The following is a 23,991-nucleotide window of genomic DNA, read 5'->3' on the forward strand; positions in this document are numbered from 1 at the left end:
GGGGCGGGGGCGCGGGCGCCCGACCCTGCGCGGGCCCCCCCCCCCCCCCACACCCCCCCCCCCCCCCCCCCCCCCCCGCGGGGGGGGGGGGGGGGCCCCCCCCCCCCCCCCCCCCCCCACCACCGTCTCCCTCTGCGAATCTTCGGACGGGTCCTTCATGAAGCAACCTCTGCACCAAGAGCACGGTGCTCTGACCAGGCGCCAGCAGGACATTCTCGCCTTGCTCGCGCTGGGCAAGACGAACTCCGACATCGCCGCGTGCCTCAAGATCAGCGTGAACACGGTCAAGCGCGACCTGGCCAGTGCCCACAGGCTGCTGGGCACGTCCTCGCGCCCCCAACTGGCGGCTGTCGTCTACCGCGAGCGCGTGGTGCCGCTGCCGCCTCAGCCCTCCGGGCCCGTCCCGGCGCTCTCCCCCCGTCAGGGCGATGCCCTGTCCCTCATTGCTGAGGGCAAGTCGATACCGCAAACCGCCGAAGAACTTGGCCTGGCGACCGAAACGACGCGCCGGTACCTGGTCCGAGCGCGTGAAGCACTGGGCGGTGCGGGGTCCTCGGCGGGCGCCGTCGGGTTGCTCTACCGGTGGCGTCTGCGCCCGCTCGCCGACGAACCACGGGATCAGGCCGTCGTCGGTACCGCCCACGAAAGCGCCCCGGTGCCCGCGGAGTAGATACCGCCGCGCGGTGTCTCAGCGGGCGGCGACGGCGTCAGCGATCTGTGCGCGCAGGTCCTGCGCGGTGGGGCTGTTGTCGTACGGGGCCGCTTCGTCGTGCAGTTCGGTGAGCCGGTCGGCGACCCGCAGCGAGCTGATCGTCCCGAAGAGTTCCAGGGCGCGGCCGGTCTCCAGGTGGGCGGCGTCGAGTTCACCGACGGTGAGATGGGTGCGTGCCAGGCCCAGGTGGTCGAAGGCCTTGGAGCGGACCCGGTGCTCGGGGCGCTGGTCCAGAGCGCGGGCGAGCAGGTGCACGGACTTCTCTGCTCGTCGGGCCTGATGGGCGCCGGAGCTGTGCTTCGCGGCGATCTGGTGGGCGACCCCCAGGGTCGCCGCGAGCTCCGCCTCGTCGAAGAACGCCATGTGGGCGGGTTCGTCGGCCGGGTTCACCCGGGTGAAGGAGTCCTCGGCGCGGCCTGCGGCGGACTCGCTCTCGGTGAGGTTGCCCAGGATGGCGTGGAAGCGGGCCTCCAGGGCGGCGAGCATGGAAGCGGTGGCCGCCGACATGTGCCGGCGGGCCCCGTACTGGGCGAGCGCAACGAGGTCCAAGGCGTCCTCGAAGTGCTCCAGATGGGACATCTGCCGGGCCATGCACTGAAGGATGTGCGCCCCGAGGGCCTTGTCACCGCCCTCTGCGGCGGCATGCAGGGCTGTGACGAACAGGCGCTGGGCACCCTTGTGCCGCCCGGCGTCGAAGCTCATCCATCCCGCCACGGACCCCAGGTCGGCGACCGCAGAGAACAGGGCCCGGCCGGTTTCCTCGGTGTACGTGCAGGAGTCGAGCATCGCGACGGCGTCGTCGAGCTGAGCGACGACGGCCTTTCTCGACAGGACGCCCCCGTGCCGGTTGTCCATCTCCCGGAACATCGTCGTCACCGCGCGGATGCCTTCGACCTCGGTGGTCCCGACGCGGCCGGACACCTTGCCCGGGGCGGGCCCGGGGGATGTCGGGGAGGCGCCGACCCACGCCTGGAGGGGGGCGAGCAGGGAGTCGCCGGTGTGGATGTGCGCCGCATCGGCGCTCTGACGGGTGGTAGGCAGCATCACTTCGCTCCGGGTGAGGTGCACAAGCGCCTTGATCGTCGCGGCGGACTGCCAGGGCAGATCCGGGCCGACCATGACAGGGCCGTCGCCCGGATCGGGAAATCCCAGGTCCGGGCAGGTGAGCGCAAGGCCCAGCTTCTCGCTGAGGACATCGACGATGTACTGCGGCACAGGCGCTCGCGGGGTTTCCCCTCTGCCCCATCGGCGAACCCGGCTCTCGTCCGGCTGGATACCGTCCTGCCCGTCCTGCTTGGCCCGGGAAGCAATGGCACGGGCAAGTTCGCGGTTCGACATGCCCGCGCGGTTCAGCCAGTGCGTGAGCAGCTTGTTGGGCTGCCGGTCGAGCGGGGGCCTGCCCATGGAAACGTCCTCCGTCTGACGCCGGGGTCTTCAGGTTAGGAGCCGTCGAGCGTGAAGGGTATGGGGCCGGGTAGTTCGCCGTAATTCGCCGCACCCACACGGCTGTTGACCGCCGCACCAAGTGCCTTGTGTTCGCCTGCATTCGCCGAGTTCCGGGCGTCCGGCCGTTCTGGTGTTCTGGTTCTGCCCGGCGGACCACCCGCTCGGGTTGCACGATCCCCGTGAATACAGGAGGACCCCATGGTCACCAACACCGTCGTCATCGCCGTCGACTCGGCCGAGGACAAGGAGAACATCGTTCCGACCTTCGCCCCGTCGCTGGCCGCCTCTTCGGTCGTCACGGCGACCCGTGGCCGGCAGAACTTCAACGACTCCGACAAGTCGAACTACTTCGAGGTCTGATCTGCCCGACCTCTCCGCCAAGAAGGGAGCGTCTGTGATGGGGTTTCACCGCCCGGTCCGGGACATCCCGAGGGAGAACGGTCCGTCCGTACGTGACGTGGAGCCGCGAGTAGCGCCGGTGTTCGAACCGTCGCTGACCGCTGAGCCCGTCGCCGAGGTCACGCGCGGCCGATGCGTCGCGCACACCCCGGATAAGGACATGTTCTGGTTCGATCCCTGATCCCTCGGGCTTGCCTGTGCGGCGCGGCACACCCTGCCGGGGTGCCGCGCCGCTCGTCGTTTTCAGCAGACAAGGAGTGCTTCGTGAGCAAGGTGTGGGTGGCCGGAGGGCCGGGGCAGCGGGAACCCGCAGACGGCACGGCCGTGAGCGGTGCGGTACGGGCCTGGTCTGCTGGGTGTGCGGTGCGCAGCCAGCAGGAAGGCATGGTCAGCGTGAACGTGCTCGGCGACTGCCGGGTGAACACCGGTGAGTTGTACCGCACGGGCCTGGACGCGGTGCGCCGGGGCCGGTGGACGGAGCTGACACGGTGGTCCGGCTCGTACTGGGTGGTGGCACGCCACGGCGAGCGCACCTTCGTGGCCGGGGACCTGGCCGGGGTGCGGGGCCTGTTCGTCGGGCAGGGGGCCGACGGGCTGGTGTGGGGTTCGCACGCGGCGAGGGTGGCCGCGGCCACCGGCTCGCCCGGCCCGGACCTGGGACTGTTGGCGGCACAGATCGTGGCGGGCGCCGAACACTGGCCCGAGCGGTCGGTGTACGCGAACGTGCAGCAGGTGCCCGGCGGCCGGGGCCTGCTCATCGAGGACGGCCAACACACGACCGTGGACGTCACGGGCCTCTCGGAGCCGGTGACGCTGACGGTCGGTGCGGGACGGGTCGGTGGTGCCCTGCGTGCCGCCGTCGAGGGGTACGTGAGTCCGCACGAGGTCGTGGGCGCGGACCTGTCCGGAGGGCTGGACTCCTCCACCGCCGTGCTGCTTGCGGCACAGCGCCGTCAGGTGTGCGCGGTGACCTACGGAGGGGAGCTGGCGAGCGCGGAAGACACCGAGTTCGCCGCCCGGGTCGCCGCGCACTCCGGGATCGCCCAGCACCTGTACCGGGGCGGCCCGGAGACCTGGCACTTTTCGGGCCCGCCGCCCGCAGCGACGGACGCTCCGACGCTGTCGGCCGCCATTACCGGACTGGACGCCGCTTACCTGCGCCCCGCGGCTGGGCTGGGGGTCCACCTGACCGGGCACGGCGGGGACGTGGTGCTGGAGTCGTCGACGGCCGCGTTCGTCGACCTCGTCCAGCAGGGCCGCACGCGGGAGGCAAAGGCGCAGGCGACAACATGGGCGCGGCTGCAGGACACCGCTCCGGGCCCGCTGTGGCGGCAGGTGAAGACCGCCGCCGCCCAGGGGCGCGGGCAGGCCCTGGAGGACGCCGCCACCCTGATCGAGCGCTCCCGGCCGCAGGGCGAGGCCCTGGTGTGGTCGTGGTGCCAGCCGGGTGCCGCCGCAGCCTGGCTCACCCCCGAGGGGCGCACGGAAGTGGCCCGGCTGCTGCGGGAATCCGCCCGGTGGGCACCGGACGTGCGGGCGGGGCAGTGGGACGACTGGCAGACGCTGCGACTCAACGGGGCCTCCGCCCGCCACGAGATCAGCCTGTACGAACCGCTGCGCATCAACCCGGTGTTCCCGTACCTGGACAACGAGGTGGTGCGCGCCTGCTACGCGATCCCCGCACACGAGCGGCGCCGGAGCGGGCAGTACAAGCCGCTGCTGGGGGCGGCGCTGCCCGAGCTGCCGACGTGGCTATCCGGGCGCCGCTCGAAGGGCTCCTTCGGGCCGGTCCTCCTGGCCGGGCTGCGGGCGAACCGCCAGGCGCTGCACCGGCTGCTCGCCGCCAGCCCCTTCGTACGGGAAGGCCTGCTCGATGCGGCGGCGGTGGCCGCCGCCCTGAACCGGGCGGCGGCCGGGGACGCCGCGGCACCGCGTGCCGCCCTCCAACTCCTGCTCACCACCTGCCTGTGGCTCAACCACCTCCCCCAGCACCTGCCCACCCCCGCACCCGCCGAGAGCACCGCATGCTGAGCCGACCCGACCACCTGCGTATCGCCCACCCCGGGCACGAGGCCACCGCCGTGCTGAACCTCCGTACCGGACAGTGGGTGTGGCTGGACGAGGACACCCGCCGCATCTGGGACGCCGCGCTGAGCGGCGGCAGCGCGCTGCGCACCCTCATCGACTCGGTCTGCGCCCGTGGTTTCGAGCGGGCGCAGGTCGAGACGGCGACCGAGGCGATCGTGGACGGTCTGCGCGCCAGCGGCCTCCTGCACTCCGCCCCGCGCCCCCGGCCCGCATCCCGACGCTGGTGGCGGGTGATCCTGTGCCGCTGATGGCTTCCGACCCCGCCCACCAACGTCCGCCGCTCCTGCTGAAGATGCTGGCCGCGACGGTGCTGCCGGTGGCCATCGCCGTGCACCGGCTGCCGCTGCGCTGGCTCGTGACCGCCACCGGTGCGCTGCGCCGGCTGCCGCCCGCCGAGCCCGCCTTCGCCCAGAACGTGCACCAGGCGGTGCACGCCGTCCGCCCGCCCTGGTGGGGCGGGCGGATCGCCTGCATGGAAGTCTCCCTCGCCACCGTTCTCGCCCTCGCACTGTGCGGGCGCCGTGTGCACTGGGTCCTGGGCGTACGGGCTGCCCCCAACGAGGCGCACGCCTGGGTCCAGGGCGAGGCCTTCACGCTCGGGCTGGAGAACGACGACCCGGTGCGCCCGTGGACGGCCGCCCTGATCACCCCCCCACCCCTCACCCGCAAGGGTGAATGAAGGGGCGTCGCGTTGACGGCGGAGTGTACTGAACTGCCCGAAGGCGCGGGCGGAAACACAAATGCGGTGCACTCCGCCCCGCCCGTCCCCTACACCAGGACGGGTGACCTTATCTCCACCGGCCGCCGCCGGTACGCCGCCGCCCATGCGCATGAGAACGGACGCGCACGACAGCGCCGTCGACACCGTCAGCACCTGGGCCATGGCCCGCCGTCTGCCCGCCACCCTCCACCAGGCCCTGCGCCTGGGGTGGAAGGCCGACCGGCGGGCCCTGCTCGCCCTGCTCGGCGCGCAGGTGATCACCGCGGTGCTCGCCGCCGTCGCCCTGGCGACCACCACCACCGTGATCCGCACCCTGCTGGACGTCCTGGCCGCCTACACCGCCGGGAACGCCACCAGCGGCCTCCTGGCCGAACTCGCCCCGGCCGCCTGCCTCCTCGGCGCCGCGCTCACCGCCGGGGCCCTCGCGCAGGCCGCCGCCCGCGCCGCCGCCGCCCGCCTCGGCCCCCGCTGCGCCCGCGAAGCCGACGTCCAGGTCCTGCGGGCTGCTGCCGCCGTCGAGTACGCGGCCTACGAGCACCCCGGGTTCGAAGACGAGCTGGAGGCAGCGGGCACGGGTGCCGGATCGGCCCGCGACCTCGTCGACGACGCCCAGAGCATGATCTCCGCCCTCGCGCAGATGTGCGCCGCCGTCACCGTGCTGAGCATCCTGCACCCGGCCCTGGTGGGCCTGCTGCTGCTCGCCGCGCTCCCCCGCGGGTGGGCTGCGGTACGGGCGGCCCGCACCGAGCACACCACCGCCCGCGCCACGCTCGCCGACTCCCGGCTGCGCTCGGTCCTGCGCAACTACGCCACCGACCGCAACACCGCCGCCGAGATCCGCACCTGCAACATGGGGCCCTTCCTCCACGGCCAGTACACGCAGGTCTCCGACCGCCTCGAAGCCGAATCCCTGACCGCCATGCTGCGCTCCCTGCGCATCCAGCTCACCGGCGACGCCCTGGCCGCAGTCGCACTCCTCGGCACCTGGGCGGCCCTTACCGCGCTCGTCGCAACGGGCGGCGTCGACCTGGCCGCCGCCGGCACCGCCCTGTTCGCCCTGCGCACCTCCAACGCCTCGCTCACCGGCATGATGCGCGCCGCCGCCCGCCTCTTCCGCACCAGCCTCTTCCTCGACGACTGGACGGCATTCCTGAAGGACGCCCAGGCCCACCGCACACGCCGCGGCCCGCACGAAATCCCGCAGGACGGCCCGAACGTCATCAGCGCCCGCGCCCTCACCTTCACCTACCCCGGGGCCACCAGCCCGGCCGTGGACAACGTCGACCTCGACCTCAAACGCGGCGAAGTCGTCGCCCTCGTCGGCGAGAACGGCAGCGGCAAGACCACCCTGGTCCACCTGCTCACCGGCCTCTACCTCCCCGACGACGGTGCGGGCACCGTCCGCTGGGACGGCATCGACCTCGCCGACGCCGACCCCGCCACCGTCTGGGCCCGCACCGCCATGGTCCCGCAGGACTACACCCGCTGGCCTCTGCGCGCCCGCGAGAACATCACCCTCGGCTCTCCCCGGCCCGACGGCGACACCGCCGTCCTGGCCGCCGCCGAAGCCGCCGGCGCCGACACCGTCCTCGCCAAGCTCCCCGACGGGCTCGACACCTCCCTGGCCCGCTCCTGGTGGGGCGGACACGACCTGTCCGGGGGACAGTGGCAGCGCATCGCCCTCGCCCGCGCCTTCCACCGCCACGGCACCGTCCGCGTCCTCGACGAACCCACCGCCGCACTCGACGCCCGCGCCGAACACCGCGTCTTCAGCCGGCTGCGAGCTCTCTCCGCAACAGACGGCGTGACCCTCTTCATCACACACCGCCTCGCCAACGCCCGCACCGCCGACCGGATCATCGTCATGAACCAGGGGCGCATTGTGGAAACCGGCACCTACGACGAACTCCTGAACCAGCACGGCGGCCTCTTCCAGGAACTCCATCGGCTCCAGGACGGAGACGACGTGTAAACCCCGGGTGGGAGGCCTGCCTCCTGCTCGCCTGACGAAAGCGAGCACCCCGGCACCCGAACCGGCGACGGTCGTTGTACTTCACGACGCCCTGCCAGGCCCGGCGGGTGCCGGACAGAGGGAGAATTCCGTGAGCGAGTTCGATCCATACGACGAGCTGAAGAAGCAGATGGCCGCGGCGCAGGAGCGGTTCGCCTCCGAGGTCGACGGCGCGACGATGACGGTCGTCAAGGACGACGGCCTGCACCGCCACCTCACCTTCCGCTTCCCCAAAGCCTCCTGGGAGTGGTGCGAGATCATCACCTGGCCCGGCACCTTGACCCTGCGCGGCGGACTGGGCTGCTGGTCCTTCACCTACGACGAGGACATGCTCGCCTTCTTCCGGCCCGGCCCGCACCGCGAGCGGATCGACCCGCTCCACTGGGCACAGAAGCTGGCGCCCGGCAGCGAGGTCAAGGAGTACGACGAGAACCGCGCCCGCGCCTACGTGCGCCAGGCCGTCGCCGAGGCCGTGGAGACGCACGAGCACATCCGGGCCGAGGACGCCGAGGACTGGCTCTCCTCATTCGACACCGAGGCGGCGCTGATGCGCACCCTGGGCTGGGTCGAGGGCCGCGTCGACGCCGAACGCCCCGCCGGCGCCACCCTGGAGGAGTACATGGCCTCCGAGTTCCACTTCCCCGTCCAGGACTGGGACCTGTACCGCTGGAGCAACTGGTTCCTGCTGTCCTGCGTGGTGCTGCCCTGGGCCGTCGAGCAGTACGACGCCGCCCTTGTACCTGTCGGCTGAGACAGGCAGCGCCCGCCGGACTCGGTGTAACAGATTGCGGCCGTAGACGTTGGTGCCGGTGAAGGGGGTGAGCGTTATGTCAACCCCAACGGCGCTTCGGAGGAACGGTGACGACCGCGACAGCTCTCTCGGCCCAGGCGAGCCGCTCCCATTTGCAGGAGAGCCTCTTCGCCTGGCTCGAGCCCGAGCCCACCCTCACGCTGGCCACGCCTCCGCCCGCGGTGGCGGCCGAGACGAAGACGGCCGAGAGGTCCGCCCCGCAGGGCCCCCCGGCCGCACCCGTCCGGGAAGAGACGCCGGACCTCTCTCACGTCTGGGTCGTGGCTGCGGAAATCGAGGTCGCCGCGAAGATCGCGAGCGTCGCCGACTACCGGGGCTCCTTCAAGGCCGCCGCAGGGCAGCGCGTCGACGCGCTTGAGGTGTACTGCAAGGGGTGCCGCCGCCCGTACGACGAGGTCAAGGGTGACGACTGCTCCGCGAAGATCGACAACACGCACTTGATCGGCGGGGACCAGTCCAGGCGAGCGAAGCGGAAGGTCCCCATACCGCCCGCGAACGCGCGGCTCATCCCCAGCGGCACGATCAACCGGCGTGGCGTTGGCGCCTACGTGACAGGGGTGTCCCGCCCCAAGCGCTGAGCACGCGACACTAACGCCACCCACCACGCATGGTGCGCGGCGTGACTACTCAGCGAACCTCCAGGGCCCTCGCCCGCGAAGCCGCCGGTCTGTGCCTCACCGCCTTCGGCGTGCTCGGTGTCCTCGCGGCGCTGGGCGCACTTCACCCGATCGCAGGCCTGTCCGCCGCCATGAGCGGAATTCTCGCGTCGGGCCTGCTGATCGCCCCCAAGCCCAACGCCCCGCGTTCCGTCCACGGCCTGCGCCTGATGGTCTGCGGAGTCGGATACGGCGGACTGACCGGCTGCGCGTTCGCGCTGTGTGTGCCCCTCGGATGGATCGGTGTCGCCCTCGCAGTGACCGCGGTCGGCGTCTGGCTCACCACCGACCGCGAGTCTGAGGGGGCCTGATGCCCCGCCAGTTCCTCCCCACCCTCCGCGGCCTGCTCGCGCCCAGAACCGCCGAGCCGCCACCCCCGCCGGTGGAGACGAAAGACCTGCTCGCCGGGGGCGGGGTCTACACGTCCATGTCGTACGCCGGCGTCACCAACGTCTGGGGCACCCCCGGCCGCGCTGACGGCTGGGACATGGAGCGCGTCATCGTCGAGGGCTACGAACGGTCCATCTGGACCTTCAAGAGCGTCGAGGCGATCAGCAAGCACGCCTCCACCCTCCCCATCCAGATCGGCCGCGGCGGCGACGAGCGGGAGTTCGAGGAGACTCTCGAGGACCACCCCTTGTTGAAGCTGCTGAACAAGCAGGCCAACCCGTTGGAGACCGGCGACGTCTTCAAGAAGCGGCTCAGCGCCCAGTTGCTGCTCAGCAAAAAGGGCGTGTTCATCGAGAAGACGTACAGCCGCGGCGGCGTCTTGGCCAGGCTCGACCTGCTGCCCCCGGACCGCGTCCAGATCATCCCGGACGACGAGAACGCCAGCTACGTGAAGCACTTCGAGTTCACGGACTACGCCGGCCACATCCGGGTGCTCACGCCGAAGCACGTCATCTGGCTGCGCGACCCCCACCCGACCGATCCGTTCTGCGGCGTGACCCCGCTCGAGGCAGCCGGGCTGAGCATCGACCTGGACGTGAAGGCGCGCACCTACAACATCGCCTTCATCGACAACGACGGGCGCCCCGGCGGGATCGTGGGAATCGACCTGGACGGTGTCGACGCCAACGAGGTCGACCGGATTCAAAAGCGCCTCGCCCCCGGCGCGCACAACGCTGGACAGCTCACTCTCGTCGGCACAGGGCCCGGCGGCGTCACCTACGTCGACACCTCCGCCCGCCCGCGGGAGATGGCCTACGAGACGCTGGCCACCACCTCGAAGAACGAGATCCTCTCCGCGTTCGGCGTGTACGAATCCGTCATCGGCAACGCGTCCGAGCGGACGTTCAACAACGCCGACCGCGAGGAGTGGAACTTCTGGGCGCACACCGAGCTGCCCCACCTCAACCTGATCGCGTCGGCGTTCGACCCGGACCTGTCCGACGACTGGGTGATCCGGTTCGACACCAGCCGGGTACAGGCCCTGGAGTTCCCCCGCCGCCAAGCCCGCGAAGAAGCCCGCAAGGAGTTCGAGTCGGGCCTGCTCACCATCGACGAGTACCGGCAGATCGCCGGGCGTCCCGCCTTCGACACCCCGCAGTCCCGGGCCCTGTGGATCTCCCCCCAGAAGGCCCCGGTCCCCGCGAACGACCAGGACGCCGCAGCCCTCGGTCTCGCCCCCGAGCCGGGTGCCGGCGGTGACCCGGGCGCCGCACTGCCCCCGGCCGGCGGGGATGAGTCCGCCGCCGCGGCGGTCGCCGCCGCGCGCGAGCTCGAACCGTCTCCGACCGCTGCGGACGCCGTCGCCGCGGCCCGCGGGCAGGCACCGCTCGAGCTGCCCACCGGCACGACCGCGACCGCGGCCGACGCCGTGGCCACCGCCCGCGCCGAGTTCACCACCGACGCACTCCCCGGGGACGCCGCCGAGGCAGTTGCCCGCGCCCGCGCCACCAACCGGCCGACCGCGCCCGGGCCCGCGGCCGAGGATGTCGAAGCGGCCCGCGCCCGACTCGAAACGAAGGCGCTCCAGGATGAGGGGTTCGAGGTCACCGACGTGGACTTCGACACCCTGTCCATGGCCCTTCAGGCAGCACTCACCGCGCTGCTGGCCCGCCAGGAGGGCGTCATCATCGCCCGCCTGCGCGCCCCGAAGCTCCGCAAGCACACCAGGTTCTGGGAGCCGGAGAACGCGGCTGACACCCGCGGCGGTGACGCGAACATCGACGAGGACCGCGTGGTCAGCGCGTCCCGATGGGCGGAGGAGACCACCAACACCCTCGCCCCGATCCTGCAGCAGGCCGCGGCCACCACCGCCCGGAAGCTGGGCCAGGCCGTCGCCGGCACCAACACGGTGCCCCCGGCCGCAGTCGCTGCCGCCCTCGTCAGCGCGATGTACGCCGGGGAAGCCGTGACCACGCTCCTCGGAGACCTCGCCGAGGAGCTGCACAGCCTCCAGACCCTGACGGCTGAGCTCACGCTCGAGGACCTGGAGCACGCGGTCAGCAGGTTCTACGAGGCAGCCGCGCCCACGCTCGTCTCCCGCGTCGCGGAGACCTGCGCCGTAGCAACCGTCAACGGCGCCGCGGACGCTGCAGCGGAGAGCGCCGGACCCGGAGTCGTCCGGACCTGGATCACCCGCCGAGACGACCGTGTACGGCCCGCACACAAGGCCCTGCACGGCAAGACCCTGCCGGTCGGCACGCCGTACGAAATCGACGGCGCCCAGCTCCGGTACCCCGGCGACCCCTTCGCGCCGATCGCCCTCACGATCCACTGCCGATGCCGCCTCCACTACGACACCGACCCCAAGGAGTGACCTGCCCATGTGGCCCGCCATCTGGATCGCCTGGACCGTCATGTTCACCATCGCCGAGGGCATCGCCCTGGCCAACAAGCGTGACGACGACACCCTGTCCGAGAACTTCCGCCGCCTGTTCCGCACGCGCACCAGCAAGGCCGGCAGAGCCGTATTCGCCGTCGGCTGGCTCGGATTCAGCGGCTGGTTCGCCATCCACATCCTCACCGAAACCATGTAGGGGCCCCGGCCCGGCGTCGCGCCCCCACGGCAGGGCGCGACGCTAAGCGTCACCGGCGTGCATGGTCCACGGCATGCTGAATCGCCCCGCTGCTGCGCACGCTGAGTTGCAGGACCTGAGTGACGACCTTGAGGTCAAGGCTGCCCGCCGTAGGTGGAACCCCGCCCTGCACCCGCGCGACAGCAAGGGCAGGTTTATCGAGACGGGCGGAACGGTCCGCCTGTGGGGCGGCAAGCTCGCGCGCGTCGTCCGCGCACTCCCGAATGACCGGATCCTCGTCCAGGACCAGACGGCTCCGAACGTCTTCAACGGCCGCAGGCACACCACCAGCGCCAAGTGGGTGTCCATGGTCGCCCGCCCCGACGGCTCCGCGCCCACGGACAACGAGGACAAGGTCCAGGAGGAGGACGAGAAGCGCGTCAAGGACCCGCGCCGCGGCAACGGCGTGGCCCGGGACGACGACGGCGACCCCGACACCCCCAACGACCCGCACGACGCCGATGACCGCGGCCAGCCCATCGGCGACGATGACGACCCCGTCGGCCCGCACGAGGACGACGACCAGGACGAGCCCGCCGACGGCACGCTGCCCGTCAACGTGCGCGCGCTGCCGAACAAGCCGCACGACGACGGCGCCCGCTTCGGAGACGTCGCAGCCGTCCGCCAGCACTTCCTCGACCTTGCCAGGCAGCCCGGCCAGAAGCCGGGCATGGCGCAGTTCCTCCGGTCCGTCGCAGGCGACGACGACCCTCTGCACACCACGCGCACCGGTCACCTGGTGGCACTCCGGGACGACGCCACCGGCCGCTGGTACCTGACGGCGACCGGCACCGGACAGCGCATGGACGCGGCCGGGGACTTCAGCACGCCCGCCGAGGCCCTCGCCTTCGGCCAGCACCTCCACCGCAGCACCGGCGGCACCGCGGCCGGGAGCGGAGGGTTCGACTTTTCCGACCCGGGTCTCGACCAGGCCGCCCGCACCTGGCGCTCGCCCAAGGGCGAGAACATCCTGGCCGCCATCAAGCGGGCCCGGCAGGAGTTCCCCACCACCCAGCCGCCGAAGGCCACCAACGCCGACGGCGGTGCGCCCGAGACGACGGCCGGCCCTGACGCCCTCAAGCCGGGCGACCGGGTCAAGGTCACCGTGAACGGCCGCGACATCGAGTGGCCGGACAGCACCCGGGACCAGGACAAGCCCGAGACGGTCACCCTCGAGGGCACGGTCGCCCCCACCTACGACAAGAACAGGTGGGCGCCCCTGCTGGACGCCACCCTGACCGCCCCGGACGGCACGGTGATGACGTCCGAGGACAGCGTGCGCATCATGCGGACGCCGAAGCAGTACGCCGTGACGGGCCACACCGACGGCTTCACCCCCGAGAAGGTCCGTGCCGATCGCGTCCGCGTCGGCGACATCGTGGCAGGTGGCGAGTTCGGCCACGTCATCACGGACGTACGCCGCTACCCGGAGGGGCGCACCTTCACCGCCCGCAACCTGGGCGGCCGGCAGGAGATCACCCAGTTCGGTGCGGCCCCGGGCGACAGCATGAACGTCATTCCCAGGGCCCGCCGCCGCCCGGAGGACGCGCAGCGCGACGCCCCTGGGCACACGCAGCGGCACCTCAGCAGCAAAGACGCCAAGGGCGCCGCGCAGAAGGTCCTCAAGGACTGGGCAGAGGTCGAGAAGCTCGCGGGCAAGCAGTGGCCGGACGGTGCACCGGAGGAGTTCCGCGCCCTGGCCCAGCACATGCAGAACGTCACGGACTCCCCCAAGGGCGCCGACGGCTACCAACAGAACGCCGATGCCATGCACGGCGCCCTGGCCGCCATCGAGAAGCTCGACAAGGAGGGCCTGAAGCGGGACGTGCTGGAGGCGCTGCAGCAGCTTGAGGGGCGCCTGGACGAGAACGCCGACCGGTTCGCGGCCGACGCCCGCGCCATTAGCGAGAACAAGCGGAAGCGCCAGGCCGAGGCCCCCGTCCCCGCCCCGGACGCTCCCGCTCCGGCCCCGGACGCCCCGGCCCCGGACGCCCCGGGTACCCCGAGCGCCGAGCCCGACGGTCAGGCCGGCACCGTCACCCTGTCGCCCGACGAGGTGTCCCAGCAGCTCGACGCGGTGCGCCCGGGCGGCTCCAAGGCGCCGTCCTCCATGAAGGACAGGGAGCTCCGCGACGAGATCGTCTCCCTGATGGAACAGGAGATGGCCAACGGCGGGGAGCTGCAGGGTGTCGACCGCACCCGCCTGCGGGTCCTCGAGGCGGAGGAAGCCCGCCGCTCCGGACGAAAGCCCAAGGAGGAGCCGAAACCGAAGCCGAAGACGCCTGCGGAGGAGGGCGGCGGCCTGTTCGACGTCGCCCAGGACGAACCGCAGCCGATGGTCGCCGACCCGGACAACCCGCTCGACCGCCCCGACGACCCCCTGGGCACGCCGGACATGTTCGCCGCCGCCGAGGGCCGCGACACCAGCAAGCTGCGCCCCGTGCAGACTCGCAGGCCTCTCGACTTCCAGCGCGGGGACCGGTTCGTCGACGCCGACGGCCGCACGCACACCGTGGCGGAGGAGCCGGTGCGTACCGGCCGAGGCCGCATCCGTGTCGTCTCCGAAGACGGCCGGGAGCACTTCCTCGCCCCGGACAACGAGCTGCGCGTGCTGCACCCGGACGAGGACGCCCCCGAAGCACCGCAGGGGAACGCATCCGCGGACGGCACTCCCAGCACGGACGTGCCGGAGGGAGACGCCCCGTCCCCGGGCACCCCGGCAGGTGAGCCGCCGGCAGACGCGCCGGAACCCCGAGCACCGGAGGCGGAGAACGCAGCACCCGAAGCGGATGCTGCAGGTGTCCCGGCGGCTGCTGAGCCCGCCGCGGCCCCGGACCAGGTCACCATCGACCACAGCGGCACCGGAACCGTCGTCCGCTTCCCCACGCCCAACGGCACGGTCTCGGACGCAGAGTTCGACGTGCTGCGGAGCCTGGGCTTCAAGGCCAGCAGGGACAGGTCACAGCCGCGGTTCTTCTACCTACCCAGCAACATGACCCTGTCCCGCCGCGCGGACAAGGTGCGGCGGCTCAAGGAGTGGATGGACGGGCGCGGCGTCGCCTACCAGGTACCGGAGAGAAACACCGAGCGGCCGGAGCTCTCCGAGGAGCAGCTCGAGCAGCTCAAGGGGCGCTACTCCGCCCCGGCGGGCGCCTGGGCCACCACCGACTTCCGGCCGGGTGACGAGGTGTGGACCGGCAGCTCCTGGGACACCGTCGACTCGGTCGGCCCGAAGAACCTGCGCCTGCAGGGCCGCGGGTCCACGCCGTACAACAGCGTCCTCGCCCGCCGCCGCGACGGCGAGATCAGGACCATGTTCGACGAGCCCGCCGACGACGGCACTCCCCGCCCCGGGGCCACCGACGCCAAGTCCATGCGGGACGATCAGATCGCGGCGGAGCTCGAGCACCTGCGCGGTGCCACGCTGCCCGAGGGCAACGACCCCGCCGCACGGACCGTACGCCGCCAGGTCTCCGCCCGCATCAACGACCTGACCACAGCTCAGTCCGAGCGGAGCTTCGCCCGCCGCCGCGACGAGATGAACCGCCGCGACCAGGCCGGTTTCGTCCGCGACCCGCAGCGCATTGCCACGAAGAAGGGCCAGCAGGTCCAGGGCCGGGACGGGGCCCCCATCGGCGTCGTCTACCAGGAGAAGAAGGGGAAGTGGCTGTTCGTCGACCGTGACGGCCGCACCCCGACCGCCGAGCGGTACCCGAGCCGCGCGGCTGCCATCACCGCACTCAACAAGATCACGGACGCCCGCAACAACCGGGCCGGAGAGGGCTGGAAGCACTCGGCGTGGGACGACGTCCAGCCGGGCGACACCGTCCGCCTGCCCGAGCTGGGCCGGAACGAGAACAGCCGGGGCCGTACGGTGACCGGCTGGTCGGAGCCGCTCGACGTTTCAGAGATCCGCCGCGGTGATTTGGGCCAGGTCCTCATCACCGGCCGCCGCGGCGATGACGACGTCGAGATCGAGGTGCCGCGCACCGACGCCACCTTCGGCGCGTCCAAGCCCGGCACCGTGCCGGAACGGGAGCGCAGCGAAGCCGGCGGAGGCATGCCGTGGCAGCAGATGAGCCCGGACGACTTCGGCCAGGAGGAACGTCCGGCCGCGGCCGCGGCCGCGGACCCGAACGCGCCCCGGCCGACGGACGAGTTCGGGACCCCGGACCTCATCGCAAGTAGCACCCCGAACGCCCCCGAGCCCCCGGAGGCCCCGGAAGCCTCCGACGACTCCGATGCCTCGGGCACCCCCGGCGACGAGACGGCGACGGCGCCCGCCGCTCCCATCCGGGACACGTCGCCGGCGGACATGACCGACGAGGACATGAAGGCCGAGCTCGAGGAGCTGCAGGCATGGCAGAACCGGCACGTGGCGAGCAGTGGCGAAGGCCCGCGCGTTCAGGGCAGCGCCATGCTCGCGCTCTCCCCTGTCGCCAACCGCCGCGAGAAGCTGGCCGAGGAGCAGCGCAAGCGCGACCTGGCCCGCCGTGACCGGGAGAAGAAGGAGAAGGAGAAGCAGGAACGGGCTGCGGCGCTCGCGCGCGCTGAGATCGGCAAGCGGAACGCTGACGGCTCGTACCCGGTGACCGTCGACGGTGAAGACGCCGGTACGGTCCGCCAGAGTGCCCGTAAGTGGGAGTACACCAACGCCAACGGGGACACGTCCCGCGACTTCTACAAGAGCCGTGCCGACGCGGTGGCCGCGCTCGTCTCCATCCGTGACGTGCGCCGCGAGGACAACGACCGGCTCGCGCAGCAGGACCAGGCACGGCACGACACCCCGGACGGATGGGCCCTCGGCGACCGCGACGACATTGCCCAGAACGACATCATCCGCGTCCCGAGAATGGGCAGGGACCGCAACGGTCGGCCGTACCCCGAGGGGTGGGGGGAGCCCGCCCGCGTCAGCAGAGTGGAACGCTGGGACGACGGCACGGTAGTCGTCAGCCACTCCGCCCTGGACGGCTCGCACACGTGGGGCTCCCCTCTCTTCCTGCGCGGCCCCGACGACACGTTCGCGTGGGCCAGCGACCGTACGCGGCCGGAGCCGACCCCCAAGTGGCACTACGAACTCCGCGTCCGCATGGCAGACATCGGCGACGACATCGCCACCCTTCAGAACAGGGAAGGTCTGCAGGACCCGGAGCGCATCCAGCGTCTACAGGACCTCATCCAGCGCGTCAGCCGCGTTGAGACGGAGGACCTGCAGAGCGACCTTCGCCAGATCCGCGACGAGGCGGCGTGGCTGGAGGGCCAGTTCAACGACCCGGACCTTGAGCTGCCGTACGAGACGCGCAGGTCCAAGTCGTGGGCCACCGCCGCCCGCAGGAAGGCCGAGGCCGCCATTGAGCATCCGGACTTCCAGAACAGCGACGAAAGCGCCGACGGCCCGAACGGCGACGACGACCGGGCCGCCCGCACGCGCACCCTGTTCGGCGAGGGCATGAACGCCGTGGGCGGCGACTCGCTTCCGGAGATGCAGGAGCTCGACGACCGTCTCGACCGCGCCGACTCCGCCGAGGACCGGGAAGCGGAGCTCCGCGACATCGCCGACCGTATGGACGCGCTTGCCGAGCAGTACGAGCTCGCGGGCCCGCAGGGTGAACTTGCCGCCGACCGGTTCCGCCGCGCAGCACGTATCGCCCGCGGTGAGCAGAACGACCGCGACAGCACCCAGGCCAACGACGACAACAGCACCGACGAGGAGGCCACCGACGGCCAGGCCGACGGCAACCGCGACGAGACAACCGACGGGGCCGCCCCGGACAGCGAGGACGACAAGAAGCAGGACGACGAGCAGAACCGACGGCAGCGCAGTGACGGCGACCGCGACGCCGGTGCGGCCGACCCTGACGGCGAACCCGAAGGTGGCGGCGCGCCCCAACCCCCTGGGGGCAGCAACAACAGCGGTGGAGACGACGACTCCAGCGGTGGAGGCGACGACTCAGACGACAATGACGACGCACAGGACACCCCCGAAGACGACGAAGACGACGAGGAACGGCGACGGCGCCGGCGCCGCAACCGCCGGAACGGGAACGGAGGCCCCGGCACAGGCGGTCCCGGCGGCCCCGGCGGGCCCCGCCTGCCGCGCCTGAACCTGCCCGACTCCAACACCCCGAGCCCCACCGGCGACGGGAGCGGGAACGACGGCGGTGACGGCTCCGCAGACCGTGACGGCAACCGGGCACGCCGCCCGCGGCACCGCGACGTGGACTCCCTGCGGAACGCCTGGCGGAACGGTGACGGCCTCACCCCGGACGAAGACACCCCCGAGCGGCGCGCCCTCCTGGCCGACTTGGCGGACCGCGAAGGCCTCGCCCTGTCGCCCGAGGGCGGACTGGCCCTGTACCCGGACGCGCAACCCGACGGCACCACCGTGTGGCGCTTCGTCCAGGCCCGCAACGGTACGAACCTGCCCGGCATCACCCTGACCTCTGACGACCCCGACGCGGCGCAGTCGCTCGCCGGGCGGTTCGAGGAGATCACCGACCGCAACGGTGACCCCTTCGACTGGCACCAGGCGTGGGGCCCGGCGAGCATCGCCGCGTGGCGCGACGGGGAAGGCCGCAACCTCCCCCAGGCACTGCGCGCGGCACAGGACGACTACGAGCAGGAGCGCAGCGGTGCGTTCACCCTGCCCGAGGACCTCACGACCCTGAGCGACCCGGACCTCGAGGCGGTCCTGCTGCAGGGCCTGGGCCCGGAGGACGAGCTTCGCGTCATGGCGGAAATGGACCGCCGCGACGGCTACGTCGACGAGCGGATCCGTGCTGCCGTGCCGGACACGCCTCCGCAGGACGCCGAGGACGCCGAGCGTCGCGGCCAGGCCATGGACGAGGCTCTCGGTTTCGGCGGCACGGACGTCACACGGCCCGCACCGGCCACCCCGGGGCGCCTGCGACGGGAGTACGACGCTCTCGACGAGGAGCGGTTCCAGGCGGCCATGCAGTCCACCGGCGGGCGTCTCCTCAGCCCCGAGGCCGAGGCCGACGGCGTCGATCCTCGCGACGTGTTCTCCGGCGGCAGGTACAGCAACAAGCGAGCCAGAGAGCTGGCCTCGCCGGAACTGGCTGACTGGTGGGAGGGCAACGGCCGGCTTACGTACCCGCAGTACCGGCAGCGCGAAGCCGACCGCGTGCTTCGCGACGACTTCGCCCTTCTCGACGATGCCCGCTACCGGGCCGCGCTCGACTTCACGAACGGCTACTTCTTCAAGCGCGAGTACAAGTACCAGGACCTTCCGTTCAACGAGAGGGACCTGTTCTCTGGCGGCGCCCTCTCACCGAACGAGCGGTGGAGGCAGTACGCCAGTGACGAACTGCTGGAGTGGTACGACCTCAACGGCGGCCGTCTGACGTTCAACCAGTACAAGCAGCAGCGCCGCGACGGCGACCGTATCGACCGCCAGCAGTTCGAGGAGGAGCAGCGCCAGAACGAAGCACCCGAGGAGCAGCCCAAGACCGCGCCCCCCTTCACGGCCGCCGACGTCGCTCCGGCCCCGGCGTTCAGCCCGCTCGCAGCCGAGGGCGAAGAGGAAGCGGCGTTCCGGTTCGGCGGGCGTGACCGGATGAAGGAGTTCGCCGACCGCGCTGAGCTGCGTCCCGACGGAAACGGGGGCTCCGAGTCCGTGTGGCTCGACGGCCGGCAGATCGGCGTCCTCTCCAACCTCCACCAGGCGCACCCTGATCGGGACCCGGTCTGGGACGCCCGGCCGTTCTTCGGCCTGGGCCAGGACAGGAGGACCCGGTCGCAGAGCCGTGACACGGCACTCGCCAACCTGGTCGTCCGCGCCCTGCAGGACGGCCCTACAGACCCGGAGAGCCCCAGCGACGACGTGTGGGACACCGTGACGGTGCACCTGGCGGGCATGACGCGGGAACTGCCGGAACTGCCGGAGCCCCTCCGCAACGACCCCGAGGCGAGCGCCCGGTACGAGCGGCTGTCTCGTCTCGTCGACGCCTTCCGTGACCAGCGGTCGCCCAGCGGAAACCTGCGGGACGACCTGGCACAGGCGCGCGACGACTTCGCGTGGCTGCGCGGGTCCCTGCCTGACACCCAGCGCGGAGGAGAACAGCGCCGCGCACTCACCGACCTCGACACCCGGGCATTCTGGGCCGGTCGTCTCCTCGACGGGCTTGGCAGCTCCGAGAGCGACGTGCAGCGGCCCCGTGACGACAAGCCGCAGGGCGAGGACGACACCCCGAACCCCCCGGCCCCGGCCCCGAACGCGCCCACGAACACCCCGGAAGACACTGTCCGCCCGCCGGCACAGCCCACGGCGGAGCCGGACCCCGACCCGATCGGCGGGCAGCCCGCGCACTGGGCCCGTGTCGATGACCTGGTGCCCGGCGACATGGTCCGGATGAACGGCACCACCAAGAAGGGCGAGGCGGTCCAGCGCGCCGGATACGTCCAGACGACCCCCGAGCTCGTCAACGTGACCCGTCGCGGGCGCACCGACCAGATGTGGCGTACCTGGGTAACCGAGAATCCGGACGGTACCGGCGCGGCCGGGAACGTCTACACGTCCCTGAACGCCACGGCGGCGCGCGCCGAGGCGCCGGACGATGTTGTGCCCGGGTCACCGGCCAGCGGCGCCCAGGTCTCGCTCCGGGCCGGGAATCTGCCCAACCGCATCCCGGTAGACCGCAACGGCCAAGGCCTCTTCCCCGGCAGCACCGTCACCGGCACCCATGGCCGTGAAGGCACGGTTACCGGCGCCACCGACACCACCGTCTCGGTGCGCTGGTCCGACGGCAACGACGAAGACGCACTCGCCCCGACGGCCCTCACCGTCACCGACAGCCAGCGTCCCGACGGCTGGACGGCCGACGGGCAGCGTGTGACCCCGCAGAACATCGTCAGCGACATCGGCGGCACGATCCTGGGCCCCGTCGACGAAGTTGACGGCGACACCGTCACCATCACCACGGCCAACGGGAGCCTCACCCGCAGCGCCGGGGCCCTCCGTGTCGCCGAGGTCCGAGACAACGTCCCCGCCCCGGCGCCGGTGACCGGCATCGACGAGCCGGTTGCCAGCGACCTCAAGGAAGGCGACGTCGTGGTCCTGGACCTCGACGGCACGATGGCCACCGTGGCGATCACCAGCCCGCCCAGCCGAGACGGAGACCGCGTCACTCTGCAGTACGCCGATACCACCACCGGCGAGATGGGCGAGATCGACGTCGACGCCCGTGCCGTCCTTCCGCGCGCCCAGGGCCCGGACGGCGGCGCCCCGGAGCTCGGCCCGGACGACGCCCCCGCGCCGGACGGCAACATGGTCGTGCACCCCGCCCCCGTGACGATCGACCCCGTGACGGGCCCGACCGTCGACCCGGATCTCGACGCGAGCGACCGCAACGTCATCGGCGACCGCGCGGACAGCCCGGCCGATGACCCGGACGCCCACCAGGCCGCGGCACGGCTCGGGCAGGACCTGCCCGTGACTGTGCAGCAGGCCGCAGCCCTGGCCGCACAACTGCGTGCGGCGGCCGACCCGTCCACCGCGGACGGCCGGGCCATGCTGCGCGCCGCCGACCACCTCGACCGCGCTGCAGGCCGCCCCGCCCCCGAAGGGCTCCACCGGCCCCGCCCCTCCAACGTCGCTCACGTCGGCGAAGGAGACACCATCGCCATGCCCGACGAACGGCGCGGCGACGCGGTCCGTGTCTTCCGCGTCATCGACGTGGAGGACGGCCCCGGCGGGCTGCGGAGACTGCTTCTGGAGGACCAGGAGAACCAGCAGTGGCGGCGCCGAGTTGCCCACGGGGCTATGCCCGTGTGGCAGCTCCCCGAAGCCGCTCCGGGCCCCGTCACCCCGCCCGACGCCGACGATTCCGAGGCGGCCCCGAACCCCCCGAGCGGCCCGGCGCGCCCCGTTGGGGAGTCCCCGAACGCCCCGGCCACACCGGACGCCCTGCCAGCCCCTGCGAGCACGCCGCCCGCCCCCTCACTGCCCATCGCCCGGGTTCGCCCGGGGAGCCTGCGCACCGGCGACGTCATCGACGCACCGGTGAGCCGGACCGGCTACCAGCTCAACGGCCACCGGCGGCTGACCATCATCAGCGAGCCCCGGCACAACGGCTGGTGGATGCAGCTCACCGGCGTCGACGAAGACGGCAACGTGCACGACTTCGCCCTGCACAACGGGCGCGACGTGAACGTCTACGACCGCAACCGGCCGACCCCGGCCCTGCCGCCTGCCGGTATGCCGCGCGACCCCAACCAGGTGGCACAGTCCGACGTCGACCGGATTGTCAACGACCACGTCCGCGGCCTTGCCTCCCGCATCGTCGACGAGGCCATCGCGGGCACGGAACCGTCCGGCGACATCCATGCCCTGCGTGAGCAGATCGCCCAGCGGCTGACCAACGACGCACTGCGCGACGCCCGCAAGGCGGCCCGCCGCGACGGATCCGCCGCGCTCGACGCTGCCAACATCACCGGCCAGGACCGGACCGCCGCCGATCAGCGCCTTCGCGACAGCGGCAACCAGACCCACACGGACACCGTGCGGGCGGCGCTGCGCACCATCAACGATCTCGAGCCGCTTCCCGGCGAGAGCAACGAGGACCTGGCGGCCCGAGCACGGGACCTGCTGCGCCTCATTCCCGGTCAGGTCGCCGGGCGCCAGACGGCGACAGATCCGGGAGCCGACCCGGACATCACCCGGACGGTCACGGGGCACGCCGGCGACGCGGTGAACGCACTTCTGCGGCAGCTTCAGACCGCAGGCGTCGACCCGGGCGACGCCGAGCGAATCGCCCGCATCCTCACGCAGCACATGGGCGGGTCCCGGCAGGCCACCGCCCGCCGGGTCGCCGCCCGGGTCGCCGCCGCGTCCCCCGACGCGGGCCGGCAGCCGGGGCTCCTCGCCCGGGTCGTCGCGCTCCTGATCCGCATGGCGAAGCGCCTCGCGGAGCTGGTGAAGACCGCAGTGCGGAAGATCGCTGAGAAGTACCGGACGGCACGCGAACGCGTGAGCCGCCTGCGCGCCTTCCTGCGGCGCATGGTCCGCCGTGTCCGTCAGTGGCCGGAGTCCCGCCGCCTGGCGCGCCTGCACCGCGCGGTGAGCCTCCCCGACACGAACAGCGGCTCTCTGGCCGGGCGGATCTCCCACTGGGCCGGGCTGATGCCGGAGCCGGGCCGGTTCGGGCAGGCGCAGCGACGTGTTTCCGTCTGGCGCCCGACGACGTGGGGGCAGCTTGCTGCGGGACGGCTCCCGGAGCGTTCCGACCGTATCCAGTGGACACCGGACCGGGCGGCCGACGGCGGCCCCGGCCTGGCTGCTCTCCGTCACATGGCGGCGCTGCGGGCGGCCGGTACCGACGTCGACCAGGACGTGACCCGTCGTCTGTCCGCCGTGCTGGGCGACGACTTCGGCGACGACCCGCACGCGGTGCTGCAGGATGCCGACGACCACGTAGCCGACAGCGAGCGCCGGCTGGTCAACCTGCAGGCGGCCCGCAGCGGTGCGACCATCCCGGACGACCCGGACCTCGAGATCGAGATCACGGCAGCCCGCGCCGAACTGTCGAGCGCCCGCCGGGAGTACGCGGACATGCGCGCCCGCTACGCCGCCGCGGTGCCCGACGCCGTGGCCGCGGCGCTGGCCGACCTCCGCGACATGGGGCCGGAGGGCAACAACGCGCTCGTGTTCGGCCCGGACACCACCCCGGACGCCGAACGGGCCGTACGGGACGTGCAGCGCCTCATCCCGCGCGCATGGCTCGACACCCCCGGGGCGCGCCGGATCACGGCCGTGAACGGCGACCAGGGCCGCTATGAGCCGGACGGGCAGCGCATCACGGTCGCCGACCTGGCCGACGGGGGACTGGGCACCGCCGGGCACGCCCTGGCGCAGCACTTCGCCCGGCACCTCGGCGACCTGGACGCCGCGCAGCGCACGTTCTGGTTCACCCGCACACACACCGGCCGCCCGGGCGCCCGCCGCATGCGGCCGAGCGCTCTGGACCGGCTCCTGCGGCGCCAGCAGACGCAACGCGAGACCGGTGACAGTCTCGCCCGATCCATTCAGGCGATGTTCAGCGGCGACTGGTACCAGGACGACGACCTGCGGGCGTTCCTCCTGGGCCTGATGGCCACGCGATAGGAG

The 23,991-nt window shown here is 72.2% G+C and carries 13 protein-coding genes; 12 read left to right on the forward strand and 1 reads right to left on the reverse strand.

The window, feature by feature from the left end:
- Positions 1-157 precede the first annotated feature (157 nt).
- A complete protein-coding gene (locus ACIP93_RS33195; protein WP_401765118.1) occupies positions 158-670 on the forward strand; it encodes a LuxR C-terminal-related transcriptional regulator in 513 nt (170 codons plus the stop codon).
- Between the two features lie 18 nt (positions 671-688).
- Here ACIP93_RS33195 and ACIP93_RS33200 read toward each other — a convergent pair whose 3' ends face one another.
- Positions 689-2,116, reverse strand: coding sequence for a transcriptional regulator (locus ACIP93_RS33200; RefSeq protein WP_401765121.1), 1,428 nt, complete (start codon positions 2,114-2,116; stop codon positions 689-691).
- A gap of 240 nt (positions 2,117-2,356) precedes the next feature.
- Here ACIP93_RS33200 and ACIP93_RS33205 point away from each other — a divergent pair, with 240 nt between their 5' ends.
- The 11 genes from ACIP93_RS33205 to ACIP93_RS33255 all read left to right on the forward strand — a co-directional run bounded on the left by ACIP93_RS33205 (position 2,357) and on the right by ACIP93_RS33255 (position 23,988).
- Positions 2,357-2,518: a hypothetical protein gene (locus ACIP93_RS33205; protein WP_401765124.1), complete on the forward strand. Its 162-nt coding sequence runs from the start codon at positions 2,357-2,359 to the stop codon at positions 2,516-2,518.
- Between the two features lie 303 nt (positions 2,519-2,821).
- Positions 2,822-4,588: an asparagine synthase-related protein gene (locus tag ACIP93_RS33210; protein WP_401765126.1), complete on the forward strand. Its 1,767-nt coding sequence runs from the start codon at positions 2,822-2,824 to the stop codon at positions 4,586-4,588.
- Positions 4,582-4,893, forward strand: a complete 312-nt coding sequence (locus ACIP93_RS33215) for a PqqD family protein (RefSeq protein WP_401765129.1) — start codon at positions 4,582-4,584, stop codon at positions 4,891-4,893. Before ACIP93_RS33210 ends, ACIP93_RS33215 begins: the two co-directional genes overlap by 7 nt.
- Complete coding sequence (locus ACIP93_RS33220) at positions 4,893-5,324, forward strand: lasso peptide biosynthesis B2 protein (protein WP_401765132.1); 432 nt, start codon at positions 4,893-4,895, stop codon at positions 5,322-5,324. The genes ACIP93_RS33215 and ACIP93_RS33220 overlap by 1 nt, the downstream gene beginning before the upstream one ends.
- A 145-nt stretch (positions 5,325-5,469) precedes the next feature.
- The gene (locus ACIP93_RS33225) at positions 5,470-7,338 is read left to right on the forward strand and encodes an ATP-binding cassette domain-containing protein (RefSeq protein WP_401765135.1); all 1,869 of its coding nucleotides are present in this window, start codon (positions 5,470-5,472) and stop codon (positions 7,336-7,338) included.
- A 130-nt stretch (positions 7,339-7,468) separates the two neighbouring features.
- Entirely contained in the window at positions 7,469-8,128 is a 660-nt protein-coding gene (locus ACIP93_RS33230; RefSeq protein WP_401765138.1) for a hypothetical protein, read from the forward strand.
- 107 nt (positions 8,129-8,235) lie between these two features.
- Positions 8,236-8,766 carry a hypothetical protein gene (locus tag ACIP93_RS33235; protein ID WP_401765141.1) on the forward strand — a complete coding sequence of 177 codons (531 nt, stop codon included), beginning with the start codon at positions 8,236-8,238 and terminating at the stop codon, positions 8,764-8,766.
- Positions 8,767-8,807: 41 nt separating this feature from the next.
- Entirely contained in the window at positions 8,808-9,155 is a 348-nt protein-coding gene (locus tag ACIP93_RS33240; protein ID WP_401765144.1) for a hypothetical protein, read from the forward strand.
- The gene (locus ACIP93_RS33245; protein ID WP_401765147.1) at positions 9,155-11,608 is read left to right on the forward strand and encodes a phage portal protein; all 2,454 of its coding nucleotides are present in this window, start codon (positions 9,155-9,157) and stop codon (positions 11,606-11,608) included. The genes ACIP93_RS33240 and ACIP93_RS33245 overlap by 1 nt, the downstream gene beginning before the upstream one ends.
- A gap of 7 nt (positions 11,609-11,615) precedes the next feature.
- Positions 11,616-11,828, forward strand: a complete 213-nt coding sequence (locus ACIP93_RS33250) for a hypothetical protein (RefSeq protein WP_401765149.1) — start codon at positions 11,616-11,618, stop codon at positions 11,826-11,828.
- Positions 11,829-11,901: 73 nt separating this feature from the next.
- Entirely contained in the window at positions 11,902-23,988 is a 12,087-nt protein-coding gene (locus ACIP93_RS33255; protein WP_401765151.1) for a hypothetical protein, read from the forward strand.
- Positions 23,989-23,991: the final 3 nt, after the last annotated feature.

Source organism: Streptomyces sp. NPDC088745, from assembly GCF_044751045.1.
Lineage (GTDB): Bacteria > Actinomycetota > Actinomycetes > Streptomycetales > Streptomycetaceae > Streptomyces > Streptomyces cremeus.